At 47.2% G+C, this 21,179-nt stretch carries 20 protein-coding genes; 8 read left to right on the top strand and 12 right to left on the bottom strand.

The annotated features are described in order from the left end of the window. Window positions 1–43 precede the first annotated feature (43 nt). Window positions 44–649 carry an HD domain-containing protein gene (locus NC981_RS01355; protein ID WP_348241228.1) on the top strand — a complete coding sequence of 202 codons (606 nt, stop codon included), beginning with the start codon at window positions 44–46 and terminating at the stop codon, window positions 647–649. 75 nt (window positions 650–724) lie between these two features. Here the strand turns inward: NC981_RS01355 and NC981_RS01350 are convergent, their stop codons facing one another. Continuing rightward, window positions 725–2,260, bottom strand: coding sequence for a SagB/ThcOx family dehydrogenase (locus NC981_RS01350; RefSeq protein WP_348241227.1), 1,536 nt, complete (start codon window positions 2,258–2,260; stop codon window positions 725–727). A 261-nt stretch (window positions 2,261–2,521) separates the two neighbouring features. Between NC981_RS01350 and NC981_RS01345 the strand changes: the two genes are divergently transcribed. After that, entirely contained in the window at window positions 2,522–3,082 is a 561-nt protein-coding gene (locus NC981_RS01345) for a pentapeptide repeat-containing protein (RefSeq protein ID WP_348241226.1), read from the top strand. On the opposite strand, the gene NC981_RS01340 is transcribed toward NC981_RS01345, so the two are convergent. The 5 genes from NC981_RS01340 to NC981_RS01320 all read right to left on the bottom strand — a co-directional run bounded on the left by NC981_RS01340 (window position 3,079) and on the right by NC981_RS01320 (window position 8,883). After that, window positions 3,079–3,924 (bottom strand): hypothetical protein, encoded by an 846-nt coding sequence (locus tag NC981_RS01340; RefSeq protein ID WP_348241225.1) that lies wholly within the window; start codon window positions 3,922–3,924, stop codon window positions 3,079–3,081. The two genes, NC981_RS01345 and NC981_RS01340, sit on opposite strands and share 4 nt — an antisense overlap. A gap of 48 nt (window positions 3,925–3,972) precedes the next feature. Further along, complete coding sequence (locus NC981_RS01335) at window positions 3,973–5,154, bottom strand: family 43 glycosylhydrolase (protein ID WP_348241224.1); 1,182 nt, start codon at window positions 5,152–5,154, stop codon at window positions 3,973–3,975. Beyond that, a complete protein-coding gene (locus NC981_RS01330) occupies window positions 5,154–6,500 on the bottom strand; it encodes an ATP-grasp enzyme (RefSeq protein WP_348241223.1) in 1,347 nt (448 codons plus the stop codon). The genes NC981_RS01335 and NC981_RS01330 overlap by 1 nt, the downstream gene beginning before the upstream one ends. A 340-nt stretch (window positions 6,501–6,840) precedes the next feature. Continuing rightward, on the bottom strand, window positions 6,841–7,653 hold the full coding sequence (locus NC981_RS01325) for a class I SAM-dependent methyltransferase (protein WP_348241222.1): 813 nt from the start codon (window positions 7,651–7,653) through the stop codon (window positions 6,841–6,843). After that, window positions 7,654–8,883, bottom strand: coding sequence for a sedoheptulose 7-phosphate cyclase (locus NC981_RS01320; RefSeq protein WP_348241221.1), 1,230 nt, complete (start codon window positions 8,881–8,883; stop codon window positions 7,654–7,656). 346 nt (window positions 8,884–9,229) lie between these two features. Here NC981_RS01320 and NC981_RS01315 point away from each other — a divergent pair, with 346 nt between their 5' ends. Then, on the top strand, window positions 9,230–10,777 hold the full coding sequence (locus NC981_RS01315) for a gamma-glutamyltransferase family protein (RefSeq protein ID WP_348242017.1): 1,548 nt from the start codon (window positions 9,230–9,232) through the stop codon (window positions 10,775–10,777). Between the two features lie 56 nt (window positions 10,778–10,833). On the opposite strand, the gene NC981_RS01310 is transcribed toward NC981_RS01315, so the two are convergent. Together NC981_RS01310 and NC981_RS01305 are read right to left on the bottom strand one after the other, a co-directional pair. After that, the gene (locus NC981_RS01310; protein ID WP_348241220.1) at window positions 10,834–12,135 is read right to left on the bottom strand and encodes an N-acetylmuramidase domain-containing protein; all 1,302 of its coding nucleotides are present in this window, start codon (window positions 12,133–12,135) and stop codon (window positions 10,834–10,836) included. A gap of 237 nt (window positions 12,136–12,372) precedes the next feature. After that, entirely contained in the window at window positions 12,373–13,248 is an 876-nt protein-coding gene (locus NC981_RS01305; RefSeq protein ID WP_348241219.1) for an MnmC family methyltransferase, read from the bottom strand. A 55-nt stretch (window positions 13,249–13,303) separates the two neighbouring features. On the opposite strand from NC981_RS01305, the gene NC981_RS01300 reads away from it, so the two are divergent. Further along, on the top strand, window positions 13,304–13,582 hold the full coding sequence (locus tag NC981_RS01300; protein ID WP_348241218.1) for a hypothetical protein: 279 nt from the start codon (window positions 13,304–13,306) through the stop codon (window positions 13,580–13,582). Between the two features lie 46 nt (window positions 13,583–13,628). On the opposite strand, the gene NC981_RS01295 is transcribed toward NC981_RS01300, so the two are convergent. Both NC981_RS01295 and NC981_RS01290 read right to left on the bottom strand, forming a co-directional pair. Further along, entirely contained in the window at window positions 13,629–14,690 is a 1,062-nt protein-coding gene (locus tag NC981_RS01295) for a fatty acid desaturase (RefSeq protein ID WP_348241217.1), read from the bottom strand. 199 nt (window positions 14,691–14,889) lie between these two features. Beyond that, window positions 14,890–15,105: a hypothetical protein gene (locus tag NC981_RS01290; RefSeq protein ID WP_348241216.1), complete on the bottom strand. Its 216-nt coding sequence runs from the start codon at window positions 15,103–15,105 to the stop codon at window positions 14,890–14,892. A 169-nt stretch (window positions 15,106–15,274) separates the two neighbouring features. Here NC981_RS01290 and NC981_RS01285 point away from each other — a divergent pair, with 169 nt between their 5' ends. The 4 genes from NC981_RS01285 (at window position 15,275) to NC981_RS01270 (ending at window position 18,233) form a co-directional block, all read left to right on the top strand. After that, the gene (locus NC981_RS01285) at window positions 15,275–15,496 is read left to right on the top strand and encodes a helix-turn-helix transcriptional regulator (protein WP_347272583.1); all 222 of its coding nucleotides are present in this window, start codon (window positions 15,275–15,277) and stop codon (window positions 15,494–15,496) included. Window positions 15,497–15,571: 75 nt separating this feature from the next. Continuing rightward, window positions 15,572–17,230, top strand: a complete 1,659-nt coding sequence (locus NC981_RS01280) for a hypothetical protein (RefSeq protein ID WP_348241215.1) — start codon at window positions 15,572–15,574, stop codon at window positions 17,228–17,230. 79 nt (window positions 17,231–17,309) lie between these two features. Further along, window positions 17,310–17,678, top strand: a complete 369-nt coding sequence (locus tag NC981_RS01275) for a 2Fe-2S iron-sulfur cluster-binding protein (protein WP_348241214.1) — start codon at window positions 17,310–17,312, stop codon at window positions 17,676–17,678. Between the two features lie 3 nt (window positions 17,679–17,681). Then, a complete protein-coding gene (locus NC981_RS01270) occupies window positions 17,682–18,233 on the top strand; it encodes a Uma2 family endonuclease (protein ID WP_348241213.1) in 552 nt (183 codons plus the stop codon). Here the strand turns inward: NC981_RS01270 and NC981_RS01265 are convergent. Beyond that, entirely contained in the window at window positions 18,230–20,119 is a 1,890-nt protein-coding gene (locus NC981_RS01265) for an ABC transporter ATP-binding protein (protein ID WP_348241212.1), read from the bottom strand. The two genes, NC981_RS01270 and NC981_RS01265, sit on opposite strands and share 4 nt — an antisense overlap. Window positions 20,120–20,206: 87 nt before the next feature. Then, the gene (locus tag NC981_RS01260) at window positions 20,207–21,163 is read right to left on the bottom strand and encodes an asparaginase (RefSeq protein ID WP_190376071.1); all 957 of its coding nucleotides are present in this window, start codon (window positions 21,161–21,163) and stop codon (window positions 20,207–20,209) included. Window positions 21,164–21,179: the final 16 nt, after the last annotated feature.

The following is a 21,179-nucleotide window of genomic DNA, read 5'->3' as shown; positions in this document are numbered from 1 at the left end:
ACCTGTAGCGTTTGACCGCAAGTTTAGCACTGAGAAATTTTTCATGCAACTGACTACTACAAGACTGCAAGCGCAAATCCAATTCATCGTTGAAATTGACAAGCTCAAGCATGTTTTACGGCAGACGCTCTTAATGGACAAATCGAGGCGCGAGAATGATGCAGAGCATTCCTGGCACCTGGCGATGATGGCGATCGTGCTTGCCGAATATGCTGATCCGCAAGTCGATTTACTGCGCGTTCTCAAAATGGTGCTGATTCACGATTTAGTTGAAATCGATGCCGGAGATACGTTTTGCTATGACACGATCGCGCTGCAAGACCAAGCCGAACGTGAAGAGAAAGCCGCCGATCGCTTGTTTGGAATGTTGCCGGAGAATTTAGGTGAGGAACTGAGATCGCTCTGGGAAGAGTTTGAGGCGAAAGAAACTCTAGATGCTCAGTTTGCGGCGGCGCTCGATCGACTTCAGCCGCTATTGCACAATTACTACACTGAGGGCGGCACTTGGAGAAAGGCAGGCGTAACGGTGGAGAAGGTCAGGAAGCGCATGGCTCCAGTTGCGATCGGTTCTCCGGTGTTGGGTGAGTTTGTGGAAAATTTGATTCAGGATGCGGTGCGGCAAAAATTTATTATGCAGTCTGAGCAGTAATGCACAAAGCAATTGCTTAGATTGCTAAATCTAGCATTATTCTCCAATAAAGAACCAAATTTTTGTTTGGTATGTCTATCGCTGTCCCGAAAGCGAAGCGCGCTGCAAGCAACGACCCAACGCCGTAATGTACAAAACTGCTTCATCTGGCGGAATTCCCAAGACTTCATTCACTTGATCATCAAAGAATCCACCAATGCCACTTGCACCGAGTCCTAAATGAATCGCAGCTAAGTTCATGCGCTGTCCCAAATGTCCCGCATCCATGTGCAAATAACGGTAAACCCGATCGCCATACTGCTCGATCGCTTTCTTTAAATCTGCGGTGTGAAACACGATCGCGCTTGCATCCCGCCCCAAATCTTGACCTAAACACAGAAAATGCAGTTCACGTCGGAAGTTCTTAAATCGAATCTGACGAAGCTCTTGCGCTCTAGGAGCATAGTAATAACAACCATCTTCGAGGTTAGTGACACCCGAAACGGCAACAAAGGTTTCAACTAAGTTCAAATCGAAATAATCGGGAGAACGATCGAGATGTTGATCAATGTAATGCTGGGGTTGATAAGCAAAATCTAGAATCGCGTTGAGTTCTTCAAGCAGCAGAGGTTCACCGCTAAACGCACGGGTCGATCGACGGTGAATCATGGTTTGCTCAAGTCCGCGTAAGTTTGTATCCCAGCGAATCGGATTGCAAACGGTCGAAACTTTCAAACAAAACGGAAAATTGTATTTATCCGAATGTTCCTCAGATTCGGGAACAGTCCAGTTTACTTTTGCATTGGCATGGTAGGGAATTTGAGTCGCCTGGTGAAAATAACTCAGCAATCCACCATCGGGAATCTTGGGATAGTCTAGCTGCGGTGCAGTCGGAAGTGCGGTTCGAGCCAGCGGCAAGTGTTCTCGAACTTTGGATAAGTCAGCGATCGGTAACACTGCGATCGCACCTTCTTGTTCTGCATCGAAGTATAACAATTGATTGATCGCTTCATCCGCAAATCCGCCAATCAAATGCGGACGAAAATCCGTCATGGCGCAAGCAAGCTCAATGTTCCCAATTAAGTGTCCAGTGTCGAGAAAAATTCGCCGATACGCCCGATCTTGATAGCGCCAAGCTGAGCGAAAAAACACCGCAGACAACACGATCGCAAATTGGGTCTGCTCTAAAGCTGGATTCCAAAAACACGCCGACTGAAGCGAGTTCCAGACCTCCGCCTCCCAAAAATGCAGTAAGGTATGGGTTTTTGCTTGATAGTTGTAAAGCCCAGCAGGCAAGTCCGGAGTTCCGCGAGAAATTAGGTAGACTTCAGCCGGATACAGTCCCCCCGCAGAAGGAGACGATCGCAGATAATGCGGCTCTCCATTGGTGGGAATCGCGCCCGTCAAACCGTAGCTACAGACAAGCAGTTTAGAAAGTCGCTGCCACCAATCGTCTTTCGATTCTTCACTGAGATAAGGCTTCAGGTCGATCGAGGCTCCAAACTTGTAGGACTTGAACGGGATTGGCTGCTCTTCCCAGTTCAGCGCTTGACTTTTGGTGTGAATCGTTTGCGGGTCGTATTTGGTGCGTTCGTGATAGTGTTCAGCGATCGACACTTGCAAGTCCGGCATAGCTAATTTTTAGACTGCGTACTGTTTCTGATATTGACATGAGATCAGGGTGGGGAGCTAGATATCCGGAAAACAAATTCGTATGTAGCGATCTTGTTTGATTGGTGAACGCTGAAAGGAGTAGAGAGTGGGTAGGAAGGAGAGGGCTGAAAAGGAAACGAGACACTCCATTCCCCCCTAAAATCACTGAGTGATCTCTAAAGAAAATGTTAAATATTCTTAACTTGTCAGAAATACTCTTTACGTTTCTATAGGAGGCGTATGCGACAAGCAGAGTCTAGAACAACAATGGAGACGATCGCGGCTGAGGTATTGATTGCAAGATACAACCAGGGAGAACGAGAATTTGAGAACTGTAACTTAGAGCAAGCTAACTTTTTTGAAGCAAGGTTAGTCAGAATTAATCTAGCTGGCAGTCGCTTAAATCGTGCGTACTTACCTTATGCCAATTTACATCAGGCAAACTTGAGTGCAACGCAGCTTAAAAGCGCCGAACTTAGTGATGCTCAATTACACCAAGTGAATTTGGATGATGCAGATTTGGAGGATGCGGCACTTCTGAGAGCGGATTTGAGTTTGGCGAGTTTGAATGACGCAAATTTGAGCAGAGCAAACTTAAGTGGGGCAAATTTGGTAAACGCTGACCTCAGCAACGCCAATTTGAGACAAGCAGATCTAAGTCGAGCAAACCTGAAGCAAGCGAATCTGAATGGTGCAAATTTGAGCGGGGCGAACTTATCGCGATCGACGGATCTCGACCTCACAGGCGCGATCGTCGATGCGTTTACGATTTATCCTGACGGACATCGCCAAGGCAACTAATCTCCGGTGACAAAAGCTTGCATCTTCCATTCACCACTGTCTTTGTTAAACAAAACTCGATATCCAATCGGGCTGTAAGCATATCGGCTCGAAACAAATCCACGTCGATTATTAGATAAAACGATCGGTGTCCAGCCGTTGGGATTATCGAGTCTTAAAGTTGTTGATTTCTCCGTGTCAGAGGCGTTTTGAAAAGCGGTTGTGTCGTATTTCACAATCTCGTTTGTTAGCGTTGCGATCGCAGATGAATTTGTATTGGGCTGCGATCGAACATTCACGTTTTTACCCACAACGACGATCGCAGAAAACGCATCGAGGTTTGCTGAGGGATTCTTTTTAATTGCGTTGTCAAATTGCTGAAACACGGTCGGGCAAGAGTAGCCGTAACTTGCTTCAGAGCAACCCAGCGAGAGAGCTTTTTCGAGCGATGTCCAGAATGATGAATTGGGGTTTTCTGGATTGAGATAATCAATCGATCGATGTTCTCCAAAGCTGAATTTGGTTTCTGGTGTGACAATACTGCGAATGTACTTGGCATCGCGATCTCGCACCGCTTGACGGGTGCGATCGAGAAACTTCGCAAAGTCTTGGGATCGCGTGGATTCGTCTACGAGCGTGATCGACAGGAGATCCGGATCAGGACTCGCCACAGGAGAAGGAGAAGCCGCAACCGGAGGATTGAGTTTCTCGCTGGTTGCAGGTGGAGTCGAAGGGGCGGGCTGTTCGATTTGGAGGGGGGTCGGTTGGGGTTGGGGGCGCAGATAAGTGACAGCCGCGATCGCCGAACTCACAGCAGCAGTCAAAACCACGACTCCAGACACAATCAAAGCATTGGTTCTCATAGCGCGTCATTGCCTGGACTGAAACGATTTAGGCAATGTCCTCTTACTTTATGATTCACTGGCTGCGGTGAGTGTTCCGGACGAGATCGAGCGCGGGAACTGAAGACCGGAGGGATTAGCGCGTCGCATTTCGTAGCCGTTTCCCGTCCAGCAAATTCGATAGCGGGGCGAAACTTCGAGGACATGAAGACGGTGATACCAGCCGTAGCCGATATATTCATCAGGGGTCTCGGTTTCGAGCAGGTTAGTTCCGTAGAGTCCGCTGGTTTCGCTGCCGGGAACGATCGACTGATTTTGCGCAACTGGAAGAAATTGACCTGTGATGCGATCGCTCACATACCAATGCAACGAAGAATTCGTAATGCGCCCGCGTGGATGCTTGTGCAGCCATTTCTGATTTTGAAACATCCGAAAACAAGAGAAAAATAAGTGATATTGATTATTTCGGTAAATCACTTGGGGACGTTCAAGGTGATAGAAGCCCCAATTTTTTGCATTGGGAGGTGCAACAAGTACGGGAGGAAGCAGTTGATATTTGCCGTCAATAGTATCGGAAACGGCTACGCCCACACAGCCTTGAAAGTTTCCGGGCGTTTTGGAGCTTGCACAGGTAAACATAAAATATTTACCAGAGTCAGGATCTTTGAAGATGTAAGGATCACGCCAGTGAAAATGGTTTGACCAATTGCAGCGACCATAATCAGGATCATCCTCGCTGGGAATTAAGGGAAAATGCTTGTACTGGCGTTCCCAGTGAATGCCATCAGTTGAAGTTGCAAGTCCAATGCCTTCACTTTTGAGTTCTCGCCCTTCTTTGCCGCCTGCTGAATAGAACAGATAGTAAGTTCCATTTTCTTTTAGGGTATGACCCGCGGAGATTCTGCCCGACTCCCAAGCATGATTTGGATCAGGTGCAAGTAGAATGCCTAAATCGTCCCACTCATACAAGTCTTTGGAAATTGCACCACAAAGGTTGCTCACTGACCACCAAGGCGTTTGACCTTCGACTCCTTGTAGATAGAACATGAGATAGCGATCGCCGTCCTTGAGAATCCAGGGGTCCCAGTTCATCGGTGCGCCTCGGAGCGACGATCGCAGCATTCCAGCGATCGCATTGCCAATCCGGATTGCGCCGCGCTCAAGAATGCTAATCGTTTGTAGCTCAGATGCTCCCGTTGGAATCGGTTCAATCAGACTGACAATCCCGTGATGAATCCGATTTAAGTTCATTAATCTCCACCAGGTTCAACTAATTTACCAATGTTGAAGTCAATTCGTATCCAGCCTTTGAGCTTACGTAAGTTATTCAATAGCAATAATGGAATCTGCCAGTGATGCACCATCAAAAAGGGAATTGGATCAGAGGCTTGAAGCATGGCATCTTTTCCACTCAAAATCACACTGAGGCGCTCCTGGAAGCGCCTCCAAGATCCGGCGGTGATCAGTCTCCAGACCTCGTGATATGTCCAGTAGGTGGGTTTACTGCTCGGAAGCGGCTGAATCGGTTCTACGGCGATCGATTCTCCCAAATAGGCTTTTGCTACATCGGGATGATTGTAGAACATTGTAATTGCAGAATGTGTTCTAGGATTACATTCGATCGCATACACTTCTCCGGTCGATCGTTCAATGAAATCAAACGAAATTTGTCCGGTGAGATTCAACGCTTTTACAAATGTAGTCACCCAAGCCTGAATTGCAGGATGATCAATCTGCTCATAGTTCACCTGAAATGCAGAAGACTTCGCACAACAATGTAAGCGCACTTCACCATCGCGCACAGTGCTATGCGTACAATACTCCTGCCCAGTGATGAACTCTTGCAGAATCCAAGGACTCTCTTCACTGATGGGCAATGTTGCGAGATGTGCTGCCATTGCTTCTTTCGATTCCAATGGATACTTGGTCATATCCAAGCGATGTACCGAATCGTAAGCAATGCTTTTGAGAATGTACTGGCTGGAGTCAAAGTCAAAATCTAAAACTTGCTGCGGATCGGTGATGCGGTATGTTTTCGGAGCCGTGAGACCGAGCGATCGAGCCTTCTGACTCAGTTCAAACTTGTCATCCAATAGCTGAGTGATTCCTACATCAAAGTGCAATACTTCACAATGTTTTGATAATGCAGGTTTTGCAAGTGAACAGTAATAGCTTTCAACAGGGCTAGTCACTGGAACAACAACATCAATGTTTTCTCGCTGTACAATGTTTAGCAACGCTTGAACAAAGGCTTCTGGGTCTTGCTTCGGTGCAGGAACAGTGTAGAAGCGATCGACCGAATTAGAAAACTGATGTCCGGTGAGCCAGTATTTCTGAGTTTCAATTAAAACAACCCAATGACCTGCCGCATGAAACGATCGCGCAAGCTGCAAGGCTTTGGTCATTTTGCCGCCTGTAATCAAGATGCGTTTTGGTGAATCAGATTGCGGAGTAGACGACTGCTGAAACTTACCAACGATCCAGGCGCATAGAACGATCGTGAGGTTAATTGGTAGAGCAATCAGCAGCAATGTCAGCGTTAGGATGTTCTGTAGTGCTGCTTTGAACTTAGACTGAAACGATTGCGAACTTAGCATAAGCAATAGCCATAAATTAAAGTTTCCCCTCTTCTAAAGCCAGAAACTACGATGTAGATGCAAATTGTCGCTTTGTTCTAAGCGGCTAATTGCCCCCTAAATCCCCCACTTGTGGGGGACTTTGAAGTGATCAAACAAGCCTGCTCCTGCATGAATCCTTGCTCAAAAACAGACTCAAATTTGATTAGGACAAAAGTGCTGTAGCAATCAAGAGCTTTACTCCACTCAAAGTCCCCCACTTGTGGGGGATTTAGGGGGCAGCTATTCGACTGCAACGCAGCGAAAACCATCTTTACACAGCAATACCTTAGAAGAGGGGGAAAGAGAAAACAGGAACTTTCTAAACCCGTCGAATCAGCGTCACACCATCGCGCAAGGGAACTAACACTTGTTCAACTCGCGCATCCTCTGCAACGACCTGATTAAACTCAGCGATCGCCGCTCCATTCGCCGATCGTTCAGTCAAATAAGGCTGTCCTTGAAGCAAAGTATTGTCCACGCAAATAAAGCCATTCGGTGCTAACAATCCGGAATCGAGCAGCAATTGAAAATACTGCACATATTCCCGCTTATCGGCATCGATAAACACGAAGTCAAACACCTCGCCTTGACTTACAAGTTCTTTGAGGGTGTCGATCGCTGGGGCTAACTTAATCTGAATCTTTGCACCATGCAACGACTGATCAAATAGCTCCTGAGCAAAACTTGCAACATACTCATCGACTTCGCAAGCAACGAGAACACCATCAATGGGTAATGCTTCCGCCATTGCTAATGCAGAATATCCGGTAAACATTCCGATATCCAAAATGCGACGAGCGTGAGCCATGTGAACCAACATTTTAAGAAACTGTCCTTCAACATGACCCGATAGCATTTCCTGCTCTAGATGGCGCACTGTTTCACCATCCGAAAAGCGCTGATCCCAAGGCTCCCCCTGGGTTTTCCTAGCAATTGCGCTCAAATCTTTCGATTCAGGTGTTGTACAAGCATTGACATACTCTTCAAGCCCGATCGCCAATTCCAATGCTTTCTGCACGGATTCTGTGGCATCTTCAGCGTGTTGGAGTTGCTTAAGTGCAGTTTGCAGATGAGCCGTCAAAATTCCAAGCGGCGTAACGGGACGTGCCGCAGTCGGAGTGGCTGTGGTCATCTAGTTTGCACTCCCCACCAGCTCACTGTTCGCTACATACGCATCAATGCCTGCTCCAGCACGAGGATAGTCCGCACACAACCGCTTGTGATCTGCGATCGCGCTTTCTAGCTCATCCCGGGTCAAATCATTCACAAAGTAGCAAGTTCCGATCGGGCGCGGCATTGCGGCTCTGAGCAATCCATCACGAGTCAGCATAATCGATTGAGTTGCTTTCCACATCAAGTCAATCTCCATCATGGGATGATCGAGTGCCAAGCCCAACCGACTCATCAAACCGAGAATACGATCGCGATCCACCGCAGAGATATAACCACGTTTTTCAGCAATAGTCGCCGAAAGCGCCATATCAATGTTCACGGCATGACCATGTAACAGTGGAATTTGTGGAGCTAATTCCAGCGTTGGACTCCAAGTGTGACCATAAGCAATCACGCGATCGAGCATCAATTCATGCAGATTCGGAGCCTCTAGCTCCAGCATTGTTTTGATTGACTCATAGTTCACGCGATGTCCGATTTGTTTGAGATCCGCAGCATCACCCACAAAACCGAAGTGGTTATACAGCAATTCTTCACCATATTGCTCTAACAACTCAAACACTTCAGCGTTAGAAACAACGGCAATTTTAACTAACTCTGCCATACCATTTCGGATCTGATCCACAGGCAAGGTCTTCAAGAACGAGAAATCAAGAATGACTTGCTTAGGCGGATGATAAGCACCGAGACGATTCTTTAACTTGCCATGATTCACAGCAACTTTGATTGCAACACCCGCATCAATCAACCCAATTAAAGTTGAAGGAACTCGGATATAGTTTGTGCTTCTGCGATAAGAAGAACAAGCAAACCCTGCAACATCTAAAACCAATCCGCCACCAATGACTAGAACTGGCTCTTTACGCTTGAGATTAAAATCGCAGAAAGCATCCGTGATCTTTAAGAAAGTGTCGATCGTTTTCTCTGGTTCAGTAATCTCGATCGCAAATACCGTTAAATCGATTTCGTAATACTCGAAATACGATCGCAACTGTTCGCCATAGAGACGATCGACATTGTGATCCACCACTGCTAGACAGCGTCCTAAAGTGCGGTAGTTATCTGCCAAAGCGGGATTTCCAACTTCAAACAAACCCTCGATGAGATCCAAATTAAACTCGATCTTCTCGTATCCTTCCAAATGAAATGACTGATCCGTTGCTTCAACTTTTGCGTGAACAGAACTCATAGCTTACTTCCGTGATTGTCTAAGTTGCCAACACAAACTTGCTCGAATTTCGAGCTAAAAACTGCAATTCAGGGGATGAAAAACTGTTTAAGTTTGCGTCAGAAATCGCAACCGACTGAATAAGATCAATCGAATCGATTTGGCGGACTCCCAAAACATGGAGTGCCTCATAATTTGAATCATGTATCAGTCGCACCGTAAACTATCAGTAGAGTAAATAATGTACTTTGCGCCTAACAGTGTCTAAAGGAGTAGAAAGGAGTACGTCTTGAAGACTAATTCTTGGGAGGGATTCTCTGCCAATCAGCAGATTGACCGCTATCCTTACGCAGCGAAGCGTCGGGCAATGTTGGGAAGTAGAGGAGCAGTGGCGACCAGTCAACCTTTAGCAACGTTAGCTGGAATACAAATGCTACTCGCGGGCGGGAATGCTGCTGATGCTGCGATCGCAGTTGCGATCGCGCTGACTGTGGTGGAACCGACTTCAAACGGAATTGGCTCTGATGCATTCGCGCTAGTTTGGGATGGCAAGCTACATGGATTAAACGCATCGGGTAGAAGCCCGCAGAATTTACCTGTTCAAACCTTACTCGAAGCTCCGAAGATGCCGCAGTTAGGTTGGGCAACAGTCACAGTTCCAGGTGCTGTTTCGGCTTGGCGATCGCTCTCCCAACGTTGGGGAAAGCTGCCGTTTGAGCGATTGTTTGAGCCTGCGATCCACTATGCAGAACAAGGATTTCCCGTCTCGCCGGAAGTTGCCCGCGCTTGGAAGCGAGCCGAACAAACCTTTCTACCGCTCACAGGTGCAGAATTCCAACCCTTTAAAGCTGTGTTTTTTCCCGGTGGTCGCGCTCCGCGTGTGGGCGAGATTTGGCGCAGTCCTGCTCATGCAAAAACCTTGCGATCGATTGCTAGCTCCCAAGGTGAAGCATTCTATCAAGGTGAACTTGCAGACGCGATTGCTCAATTTGCAGAACAGACCGGAGGATTTCTCGATCATCAGGATTTTGCAACCCATCAAGCGGCTTGGGTTGATCCGATCTCAATTAGCTATCGGGGTGTGACAGTCTGGGAAATTCCGCCTAACACTCACGGCATTGCGACATTGATTGCATTGAACATTCTAGAAGGCTTTGATTTATCGCAATATCCGCGGGATTCGGTCGAAAGCTTCCATTTGCAAATCGAAGCGATGAAGTTAGCGTATGTTGAGGTCGATCGTCATGTCAGCGATCCCCGAACAATGCAAGTTGCTGTAGCCGACTTACTGGATAAAGCTTACGCATCTGAGCGACGACACTTGATTAGTCAAACTGCATTAACATCAATTCGCTCAGGATTTCCCAAAGGTGGAACGGTTTATCTAGCCGCAGCAGACGAAGACTTAATGGTGTCATTCATTCAGTCTAACTACGAGGGATTTGGTAGCGGTATCCTCATTCCCGATACTGGAATTGCACTTCACAATCGCGGCAACGCCTTTTCAACCGAAGCGGGGCATCCGAATCAAGTTGCACCGAGTAAGCGTCCCTATCACACGATTATTCCAGGATTTCTCAGCGTGGGAGATCAGCCGCTCGGCGCGTTTGGTGTGATGGGCGGATTTATGCAGCCTCAAGGACATTTACAGATGGTCGTGAACTTAGTGGACTATGGCATGAATCCCCAAGTTGCGCTGGATGCTCCTCGCTGGCGATGGATAGCAAACAATCAAGTGTTGTTAGAGCAAACTGTAGCCTCAGATGTTGCGATCGCACTGTCCGATCGCAATCATCAGATTCAACTGGCTGCGGAACCGAGTGCATTTGGTCGAGGACAGATGATTCTAAAGTCTAATCATGTCTTAATTGCGGGTTCAGAATCGAGAGCGGATGGTTGTGCGATCGTGCTTTAAACGAGCGTCTCGTATCGATATCTCTTGTATCGATACGAGAGTAGATTAATCAACGCCTAAGCCGCTTTTAGCCAGTAGCTATAGGCATCTGCTAGCTTTTCATCGTAGCGATTCACCCGGTAGCTTTCACCGTTATACCGCAGCGCAAATCCTGCCCAATCGCGGCTAATCAAGAAGCGATCGAGCCGATTGCTTTTAATAAAATTGAACATTGCTGCTAACTGCTTGCCTTCGCTTTCGTGCATATCGCGCACAAAAGATTCCACATCCCGGTAGCCCGCCTGAGCGTGATTGAAGCCCATCACCTGACCCAAACCCCAAGAAGCAGATTTCAATGCCGCTTCCCGATTCAGATTCGCTGCTCGATAAATGCGATCCCATTCTCCGGCTCCACCAATGTACAAACTACGATTCCAGACCGGGCTGGAAATATTATCGTCGCTGTAGTCAAATCGCCCATTGGTAAAATCCGAAAACCAATGCGCCTCAAACAAGATTTTGGGTCTGCCGTCGCGCAAAAATCCTGATCCGGCAGCTTCTACATCAACAACGGCTCGAACTGCGGCAACCTCACAACCAATCGATCGAGCCACATCGCGAAAATCTTGAGAATTGAGCGATCGAGTTGGACGCACCACAGGAATTCGAGGAATTGCAGGTTCGAGTAACATCAGTGCGGCAGTGGGCGAAAGCTCATTGGAGTTGAATTCGTAAGCTCTAGAGAAAGCAACATAGGCCGACTGAGTTCTACCGCCCCAAAGTCCATCGACAGGACCTGGAGCATGTCCCATTGCATCGAGTCCCTGCTGAATTTGGCGGGTAAGGCGCTGATCGGCAGTAATGCGAGACATCTGCCAGGTGAATCCACCTGTTGCAATGAGGCGGAGTCCGGTCGGGATGGCTTGATTTGGGGGAGCAAGGCGAGTCCCAGAGGGAGCCGGTGTTGTAGGCGCTGGTGTTGCAGGAGGTTGCACAACGGTTTGTGGGGGAGTTGGTTGTGTAGGTGCGGTGGGTTGTGTAGGTGAGGTGGGTTGTGCGGGTGGCTTCGCTTGTGTGGGCGGAGTCGATTGTGCAGGTGGCTTCGCTTGTGCAGGTGGAGTTGGTTGTGCGGGTCGAGGCTGGAGACCTAGAAGCAGTTGCGCCGCACGGGGGCTGATTTCGTTGTTTTTAAGCTGATTGCGAGTGGCGAATGCACTAAAAGCGCTCTGAGTCATATTGCCCCAAATGCCATCCACAGGGCCAGGTTGAAAGCCTAAGGCGATTAGGCGTTGCTGTAGTTCTCTGGTTAAGCTTTGGCTGTTGCGAACCGTGGTTAATGGAGTCGTAGATGTTCCCGATGCGATGGTATTGAGGTTCATAAGATTTTACTCATGCGCTGACTAGCACTCTAGATTGTAGGCACGATCCCCTCAATTTCTTTAGCAGATTCTACGTATCTTCTAGAAATAGGAATAATTTCTTACGCTCCGATCGCACCGCGAATTAATCTCTGGGCTTACTGACTAAGATGCGCCAGGTGACAAATACGGTAATTGCCACAAAGCTCCAAAAGACGACTGCATCTTGCCAGTTCTGCAAAAATCCAACGTGATCGCTCATTTGATGTTCCAACGTCTTCGCCAACTTGAGGTTGATTCTACCGTGGACGATCGCTGTTCTTGTTCGTGCCGGGTCAAAATTTCTGCGGCTGAATCGCTGAGGGTGCGATCGCGGTAAGGAATGGCGGCGCGAGTCTTGAGGTGTTCTTGCTCCATTTGTGACAAAGGATGCAGGGTTTCAGGGTTCCAGGCTGCGATCGTGCCTTGTGCCCAGTCGTGCGGCAGGTGAAGCGCTCCGAGGGGAATGGTTCCGATTTGTAATCCGGCTTCGATTAGGGCAGTGCGGACAGATGCCGAGCGCGAGTAGGTTGCGAGTTTTCCGGTGGGGGCGAGGCATTGGGCGACAAGCTGAAAGAATTCGATCGTCCAAAGTTGGGGACAGCGACGCGGTGAGAATGGGTCAAAAAAGATGGCATCTGCTTGAAATTTCGATGCGATTAAGTGCTGAATTGTTTGTCTTGCATCACCAATGAGCAATTGTGCTTTGAGATGCTCGTGCTGATAGTAATGCTGTTTTGCAAGTGTTTCTAGAATTTCTTGAACGGATTTTGACCAGTATTGCAATAATTGTGGTGTAACTGATCCAAGAGGTACTGTTGGATCGAGTTCTAAAGCGTAAATTTCAATGTTGCAAGTTGGATTAACTTTTCTGATGACTTCGATCGCGGCTGCGGTGTTATAGCCTAATCCATAGCAAACATCTAAGAGTTTGATTTGGGATTGCTGTGCTCTCTGTTGCAGGTCGATCGCGTCTGAGAATTTTTGAAAGGCTTCGGTTTTTGCGCCTTGATAGCTGTGAAACGCTTCCCCAAACTCCTCAGAGAAAAAGGTATAAGAGCCATCTTGAGTTAACTGCGGAATCCAATCGGACATACAAACTTCTGAACGCTTCCTTTATTCTAGAGTTAGGGTTCACAAGGATAGAACGGTGTTTAGAGTTGTTACACGCAATGTCGATCGTGAGTTTGATCGCTGGATTGATGCTCTCGAATTTGCAAAGTTGAAGATGCCAGAGTGTAAGTGGTTTCAGGACGTTCGGATTTTTGAAAAAGGGAATTTAGTTTGGGTCTACAGTCGATCGCACAAATTTCCGCAGTTTGTGGGGGCAGGAGTGTACGATCGCCTTGCGAAACGATTTTTGCTCGAAACAGCCGTTGAGGAAGGCTTAATCGACATGAACGAAGAGGATGAATCTACAAAAGATTGAGAACTCCAATTTTATGAAAAACTGGAGTTCTCAAGCAGGGCTTGACTTATCGGTTATGTGGCGATTGGTAGTAGATTTTCGATCCGGTGTCAGCCACAAAATGACAAGCAAAGTAGGATTTGAAAAAGCTTTTCCAAATCGGCTCATTTGACTTGCGGTAATATCCACCGAGGACAGGCTTAATGGCTTCTGTTGCCTCTTTTAAGCGGTAATGCGGCATATTTGAGAAGATATGGTGAGCAACATGCGTGCCAATGTCGTGATGAATCGGATTAAAAATACCGTAATCACGATCGATCGTAGACAACGCACCTTTAAGGAAGTACCAATCTTCACCCCGATACCAGGGAATATCATCTTCGGTGTGATGGAGGAAGGTCACTAGATCCAACCAAATTACAAATACAACGTAACCGCCAAGATAGTATTTCAGCAGAAATAGAAACCCAAACTGAATGGTTAACGCTGCGAGAAATGCAACCATCAACAGCCAGCAAACACTACTAACAAGAACATCATTGCGCTCAGAGGGCTTAAACAAAGGGCTACTTGGCATGAAGTGAGAGCCTTGTTTACCGGGCGATCGGCGAAACAAATACAGGGGATAAGCCAACAACGGCAAATAAAACCGCATTAGCTTTTCTGGAAATCCCATTTCTGCATACTTCGTTTCTGTCACCGGATACCAGCTTTCGTCAGTATCAATGTTGCCAGTATTTGCATGGTGAGTGCGATGGCTAATTCTCCAACCATGAAACGGAACCAAAATTGGAGAGTGTGACAAATGCCCGATCAGATTATTCAGCCATTTGTGTTGAGAAAATGAGCCATGTCCGCAGTCATGCCCAACCACAAATAACGCCCAAAACATTGTGCCTTGAGCAAACCAAAAAACCGGGAAAAATAGCCAAGAATCGAGGTAAGCTGCGATCGCAATCAGTCCTGCAATAATGCCGATATCGAGGAAGAAATAAGCTAGCGATCGAGCGGTCGAAGGTTGAAAGCAACGATCGGGAATTGCCGATCGCACATCTTTGAGAGTAAAGGGTAGATCTTGACGAACAAAAGCGTCTGTCACCGGGGTAGACGGATTCGGATAAACTTGCACGTAATTCTTTTCACGAAACAATGTGTAGCCCGGTTATTCTACCGTTTAACCGTGCCAAATGTAACAGTATATTTCGAGAATAGGCGACTAGAGCTAGGCATTAGAAACAGACGAGCTAATGTCTCAAAACTACGAATTACGTGCAATCTACGCTTGAAAAACTTCCGCTTTCTTCACGATCGAACACCACAATGAATTCTCACCTTGGCATCATCTGACGCAACACTCGTAAATGTCCATCTGCATCGGTGCGAGTGCGGAATCGTTCAACAATCACGCACTGCATATTCGGCAAAAGGCAGACGGACACGTTCGCGTGAGCCAAAGGCACCGCCCAATTTGTCAAAAATCGCTCTCTATAGGAACACACACGATCGTGTGCCGCAGAATCATCAAACTCAGCGTTGTATGGCATGATTTATTTACCTCATTTGGGGCAATGCAGTTGCAGACTCTTAGCGGGGCTTGCAACTGCATCTTAGATTCTTAGGCTTTAACTATAGCGTAAAACGCTAAGACTAAATAGCCCATCGCTTACACAATTTCAAATTTTCTAGGTCAAGCTCTATTTAGTCTAAGTGCAAGTGGGAAAGATTCGTTGGCGATTACGGGTGGTCATGGCAGACCGCAAAATAACAAATCAAGCGCTTTCCCAAGTTGTTGGAATGCACCCGGTTAGCATCTCGAAGCTGAAGAATGCAGATGATATGCCTGCGATCGGTGGCGAAACACTGGCGAAACTTTGCGATGCGCTGAACTGTACGCCTGCGGATTTGATTCAATATGTGCCAGATGCCGAAGAGTAACCTTCGATTTTCCATGCGATCGAACACAATTTATGCTTTGATCGCTGTGATCCCTTTGCTAGAATTTGCCGAGCAATGCAAGCGTTAGAGACGATAATTCAAGCAATTTCGAGCAGCAAAAGATTAGAAATTGAACTGATCTTTCAAGGTTTTTTTGCACTGTTCTTAATTGGGTTGATTCCAGCATTCGTAATATTTCAACTGCGAAATCAGGTCGATCGATTCACTCGTTCGATTCTGCTCCTACTCGCAAGTTTGATTGTCTTAAATTATGTTGGCTTGGTGGTTCTTTATCCAACTTGGGCGGATTTTGCTGATCCGGCTGAAGCGAATGTTGCGATCGTTTCATGGCTGTTTCATCGAGGACAAGCGCTTTACCCAAAATTAGATGCAGCAGAAAGATACATTAATAATTATGGTGCTCTTTCTTATGTGATTCAGAGTGGATTTCTAAGTGTTCTAAAACCGAGCATTTTTTCGACAAAAATTGCAGGTTGTTTGGCAGGGCTTTCGAGTTTGGGGCTGATCTTTTGGTTGATTCGCGATCGTTTGGGCTGGAAAGCTGGAATCTTTGGAAGCGCGATCGTTTCACTTTGTTTTCTGGCGCAAACTTCTGCTTCTGGGTTGCTAACGTCTTCGTTTTGGGTCAGACCTGATTCGTTGCTGTTATTTTTTACCGTGCTTGGACTGTTTCTGGTTGTACGAGGATCGCAATCGATTGCGATAATTGGAAGCACTATCGCACTTGGCATTAGCACGAATCTAAAAATCACTGCCTTTCTGCATTTCATCCCAATTTATGTTCTGTTACTATATCGATTCGGATTCATTTCTGTACTAATTTCATCTGGTATTGCTGCGTTTGTTTCAGCATTACCATACTTTATTTTTTCCCAAATCTCATTCACAAATTATTGGGCGTGGCTACAGCAAGTTCGACTCAAGGGGATTAATTCCGATCAGATTCCAAAGAATCTTTTATGGGCAGGATTTGTAGCATTACCTGTAGCGCTCGCTTTCATACAGTCGCTTTTTACTAATTTTGATTCACTGAAACGATGGCTATCTAAGCATTCCCTATATTGCATCACTTTAATTGCTGGCATCGTTGCCAATGCAGTGATTAGTGCAACTCGCGGTGCTTTAGAAAATAATATGCTGCCATTCGTGCCGCTACTCGTTTATCTTGCGATCGAGCTATTCCAAATTCCAACGTATTCTAAGCGATCTAAAATTATCACTCCAATCAACTTGAGTGCTGCGATCGCATTCACGTTATCGCTCTGTTTAGCGGTTTACTCAACTGAAATAAAATTCATTGATCGGATGACTACCGCTCCCGGACATCAGGCGATCGCAGATCTCGATCGCATCATGGCAACAAATCCGAATCGCACGATCGGCATGGGTTATGGTGCAGTGAGCTATCAACTTTCAACTTATCGCCCTCAATTAGTATTTGCGGGTAATCCTTACTGGCTCGATTCTGCGTCTCTAATGGAAATGCAGGCATCTGGAATGAACAACACGCCAGAAAGTACACTCAATGCGATCAGAACTTGCCAAACAGAGATTTGGTTAATTCCAAAAAGCAATCCACCGTTTCAGGTCTACAGCTACTATCCGCCACTTCAGAAACTATTCAGTGATGAATTTAGGAAAATCTTTGCAGCACACTACGATCGCCAATCCAGCAGCAAATTTTATGATCTTTGGGTTTGCCGCACAAAATAGTACAACTCCGGTTTACCGCCACTCAACTGCTGCCGCCAAAAAGTCTTAGAGTGGAAAGAGCAGATTCAAAACAACGATCATGACTGAATTTCATACAATCCGGGTTTATCACCGACAAAAAGACAAGTTTTACACTTTTGAAGTGCCGGACGATCGCTACATTCTCCAATCCGGCGAAACTCAAGGAATCGAACTGCCGTTTTCTTGTCGCAATGGAGCCTGTACAACCTGTGCGGTACGGGTGTTGTCGGGTCATTTAGAGCAACCGGAAGCGGTGGGATTGTCGCCAGAATTAAAGCGACAAGGCTATGCGCTGCTGTGTGTGAGCTATGCCAAATCAGATCTCGAAGTTGAAACACAGGATGAAGATGAAGTGTATGAGCTTCAGTTTGGGCGCTATTTTGGCAAAGGTCGGGTCAAGCGTGGACTGCCGCTAGACGAGGATTAAACGATGAGCGTGACGATCGCGAAATGGACACTAGAGGAGTATCACCGCATGATCGAAGCGGGGATTTTAGACGATCGGCGGGTGGAATTGCTGCGAGGAGAAATTGTCGAAATGCCGCCAGAAGGAGAGCCCCATGCGTTTGATTCCAATCAAGCATTTAAGTATCTGCTAAACCTTCTAGAAGGTTTAGCAGATGTTCGGGGTGCAAAGCCGATTACATTACCAAACCAATCAGAGCCTGAACCAGATCTTGCGATCGTTCAAGATTTGGGACGGGAATATCGCGAACATCATCCTTATCCTGAAAATATTTTCTGGCTGATCGAGTATTCAAATTCCAGCCCCAGCAAAGATCTTGGAATTAAACGCAAAATTTACGCGGAGGTTGGAATTTCTGAGTATTGGATTGTGGATCTGAAAAGGTTACAGCTAATTGTGTTGCGCGATCCGCAGGATGGGGATTACCGTTCTGAAACAACGCTAACCACAGGCACGATCGCACCCCTCGCATTCCCAGAGATTTCGATTTCGGTCGATCGTATTCTCAACAGTTAAGCTGATCGCTGTTGACGTTCCCGAATGCGATCGAGCGAACCAACCGGAATTGCCGAAATCAACTGACGAGTGTAAGAAGTTTGCGGTTTGCGGTAAATCGTCTCGGCGGTTCCGATCTCTTCAATTTTGCCGCGATTCATTACGATAATGCGATCACTCATGAACTTCACAACGCTTAAGTCATGCGAAATGAAAATGTAAGTTAACCCAAATTCAGACTGCAATTCTTTCAGCAGATTCAAGACCTGCGCTTGAACTGAGACATCGAGCGCAGACACCGACTCATCGCAGATAATAAATTTCGGATTAAGGGCGAGCGATCGAGCAATACAAATCCGTTGCCGTTGTCCGCCAGAAAATTCGTGCGGATAGCGATTTATGAACTTCGGATCGAGTCCCACGCGCTGCAATAGATACTCGACTCGTTCCTTAAATTGCTTCCGGTTGCCACGCCCGTAAATTAGCAACGGCTCCATCACCGCATCACCAATATTCATTCGCGGATCGAGTGAACTATACGGATTCTGAAAAATAATTTGAGCATCGCGCCGCAGTTGACGCACTCGATGCTTAGAAAGCTTCAGAATGTCCTCGGTTTCAAAGAAAATTTTTCCTTGTTTCGGTTCAATCAGTCTCAGCAGCGTTCGCGCTAACGTCGATTTACCACAACCTGATTCTCCTACGAGTCCCAGCGTTTCACCTGGATAGACATCGAACGACACATCATTCACCGCCATCATGTAGCGCTTCGTCTGCCCAAATACTCCCCGAACTGGGAACGCCACTTGCAGATTTTGAACCGAAACCAGCGGCTGTTTTTGCTGAAGTGATTTGAGCCGCTGATCAAATTCCACATCGCTGATTTCTTGTGCTTCCGCTAGAGCCGTATTCACATCGCGCTGTTTTGCCTGAATTAATTTCTCCCCGGACGGTAACAGCGACACTTCCATAAAGTCCGAAACGGTTGGCAAAAATCGCAAGCGTCGATCGGGCTGTGGACGACAAGTGAGCAGTCCTTTGGTGTAAGGATGCTTCGGATTCGAGAAAATCTCTAAAACCGAGCCGTATTCTACGATTTTGCCTTCGTACATCACCGCCACATCATCGGCGATCTCTGCAATCAAGCCGAGATCGTGGGTGATAAACATCATTGCCATCCCGCGTCGATCGCGCAGTTCCCGCAGCAGATCTAAAATCGTCGCCTGTACTGTCACATCCAGCGCCGTGGTCGGTTCGTCAGCAATCAGCAAAGTGGGATTACAGGCGATCGCCATCGCAATCATGATTCGCTGCAACTGCCCACCAGATAGCTCATGCGGATAGCGATCGAGCATTGCGGTTTTTTGGCGATTCAGTTCTTGATCGAGTTCCGGTTCGCTGAGCGGTTTTTGGTTGCGTTCTTCTAAAACTCGTTGTTTTAACTCTTCATCCGATGGCAGCACCCGCACTTCTTGCAGCAATAAAGCCGCTCGACGACGTGCTTCTGACTGCGAAATGTTTTGGTGTTGCCGAATCGCTTCCACAAGCTGAAACCCGCAAGTATACACCGGATTCAGCGAACTCATCGGCTCCTGAAAAATCATCGAAATCTGTTCGCCGCGATAAGACTGCATTTGCTTTTCGCTTAACCGCAAGAGATCGATCGGTTCTGGAGCATCTGCCGCCTGAAACAAGATCTCACCGTCCGTAATTCGTCCCGGCGGATTGGGAATCAGCCGCATCACCGCCAGCGATGTCACCGATTTTCCTGACCCTGATTCACCCACAATTCCGAGCGTTCGTCCCCGTCGCACTTGAAACGAAATGCCGTCTACCGCTTTAACCAATCGTTCATCAGTTTTGAATTGAACTTGCAGGTTACGGACATTCAGGATTGTGTCGCTCATAGGATTCGGCTGATCGATGGGGGAATGATTAATTTTAGCAACGCGATCGCACCCTGTAAGGTTCCCACTGCACTAAAGCATTCAGAACTAAAGCATTGAGAGATCGCCTGCGACTTCTAAGCGCTTGTAGCGTCCGAGGTTGATGTAGGTTTCTGACAGGTTTTCTGCGATCGATGGCGTAATCCAACCCATTTGGCGCAGCACGTGAATCGCGATCGCGTACTTGGCTCGTTTTGCCCCGTCCATCACTTTGATCGCAAGCCCCATGCCTTCACCGACTCGACCAATACACTGAACGCCTTCTGCGCCGGATTTGCTCACGAGTTCGCCTTGGGTCAGTCGCATCAGTTCGGTATCAAATTCGCCATCGCCCGCCACCATCGTGGGATGATGCGTCATGGCTCTGAGAATCCGCTCCATGTCCAAATTTGCACCCGATGCAAGCTGAGCATAAAGCCAAGCCAACTGTCGAAGCTGCATAAAATACGTGGGTGCGCCACAGTCATCACGAGCCGGAATAAACTCTTCAGCCGGATTTTTCAGAAACTCTGCGAGCTTACTTAGAATCAACTGCTGAACCGGATGATTGTAGTGCAGATAGTTATTGATCGGATATCCAAGCTGCTGAGAAACTGCTAGCATTCCAGCGTGTTTGCCAGAGCAGTTGTATTGCAGCGGACTTTGTTTGCCTTCGGGAGTCGGGCACTGTAGCGCAGTCGGATCAACATCAGCTCGCCACAAGATGTTAAAGACTTGGCGAACTTGCTCGATCGTTCCTTTGTGCGAACTGCAAATAATCGCCAGATCTCGATCGGTCAAATTAAACCGCTCTAGCGTTCCAGATGCGGTGACTGCAATTGCTTGAAATGGCTTGAGTACGGATCGCGCAAATGTGGCAGTTTCAGGATTACCTGCACACAGCAGCAACCGTCCGCGATCGTCGCAAATGACCGCTTGAGCGTGATGAACCGACTCTGTGATCCCTTCTCGCAGTAACCGGACTTCGAGTTCTGCGGTGGCTTGAATTTTTCTTCCCCTTGTCATGAGTAGAAATGTAACA

Source organism: Leptolyngbya sp. DQ-M1 (assembly GCF_039962505.1).
Lineage (GTDB): Bacteria > Cyanobacteriota > Cyanobacteriia > Leptolyngbyales > Leptolyngbyaceae > Leptolyngbya.
This window is presented reverse-complemented; position numbering and strand designations above follow the sequence as displayed.

What these genes read in the sequence shown, in the direction of transcription:
- NC981_RS01355 (WP_348241228.1), top strand. Translation starts at nt 44, where the DNA reads ATGCAACTGACTACTACAAGACTGCAAGCGCAAATCCAATTCATCGTT.
- NC981_RS01350 (WP_348241227.1), bottom strand. Translation starts at nt 2,260, where the DNA reads ATGCCGGACTTGCAAGTGTCGATCGCTGAACACTATCACGAACGCACC.
- NC981_RS01345 (WP_348241226.1), top strand. Translation starts at nt 2,522, where the DNA reads ATGCGACAAGCAGAGTCTAGAACAACAATGGAGACGATCGCGGCTGAG.
- NC981_RS01340 (WP_348241225.1), bottom strand. Translation starts at nt 3,924, where the DNA reads ATGAGAACCAATGCTTTGATTGTGTCTGGAGTCGTGGTTTTGACTGCT.
- NC981_RS01335 (WP_348241224.1), bottom strand. Translation starts at nt 5,154, where the DNA reads ATGAACTTAAATCGGATTCATCACGGGATTGTCAGTCTGATTGAACCG.
- NC981_RS01330 (WP_348241223.1), bottom strand. Translation starts at nt 6,500, where the DNA reads ATGCTAAGTTCGCAATCGTTTCAGTCTAAGTTCAAAGCAGCACTACAG.
- NC981_RS01325 (WP_348241222.1), bottom strand. Translation starts at nt 7,653, where the DNA reads ATGACCACAGCCACTCCGACTGCGGCACGTCCCGTTACGCCGCTTGGA.
- NC981_RS01320 (WP_348241221.1), bottom strand. Translation starts at nt 8,883, where the DNA reads ATGAGTTCTGTTCACGCAAAAGTTGAAGCAACGGATCAGTCATTTCAT.
- NC981_RS01315 (WP_348242017.1), top strand. Translation starts at nt 9,230, where the DNA reads ATGTTGGGAAGTAGAGGAGCAGTGGCGACCAGTCAACCTTTAGCAACG.
- NC981_RS01310 (WP_348241220.1), bottom strand. Translation starts at nt 12,135, where the DNA reads ATGAACCTCAATACCATCGCATCGGGAACATCTACGACTCCATTAACC.
- NC981_RS01305 (WP_348241219.1), bottom strand. Translation starts at nt 13,248, where the DNA reads ATGTCCGATTGGATTCCGCAGTTAACTCAAGATGGCTCTTATACCTTT.
- NC981_RS01290 (WP_348241216.1), bottom strand. Translation starts at nt 15,105, where the DNA reads ATGCCATACAACGCTGAGTTTGATGATTCTGCGGCACACGATCGTGTG.
- NC981_RS01280 (WP_348241215.1), top strand. Translation starts at nt 15,572, where the DNA reads ATGCAAGCGTTAGAGACGATAATTCAAGCAATTTCGAGCAGCAAAAGA.
- NC981_RS01275 (WP_348241214.1), top strand. Translation starts at nt 17,310, where the DNA reads ATGACTGAATTTCATACAATCCGGGTTTATCACCGACAAAAAGACAAG.
- NC981_RS01270 (WP_348241213.1), top strand. Translation starts at nt 17,682, where the DNA reads ATGAGCGTGACGATCGCGAAATGGACACTAGAGGAGTATCACCGCATG.
- NC981_RS01265 (WP_348241212.1), bottom strand. Translation starts at nt 20,119, where the DNA reads ATGAGCGACACAATCCTGAATGTCCGTAACCTGCAAGTTCAATTCAAA.
- NC981_RS01260 (WP_190376071.1), bottom strand. Translation starts at nt 21,163, where the DNA reads ATGACAAGGGGAAGAAAAATTCAAGCCACCGCAGAACTCGAAGTCCGG.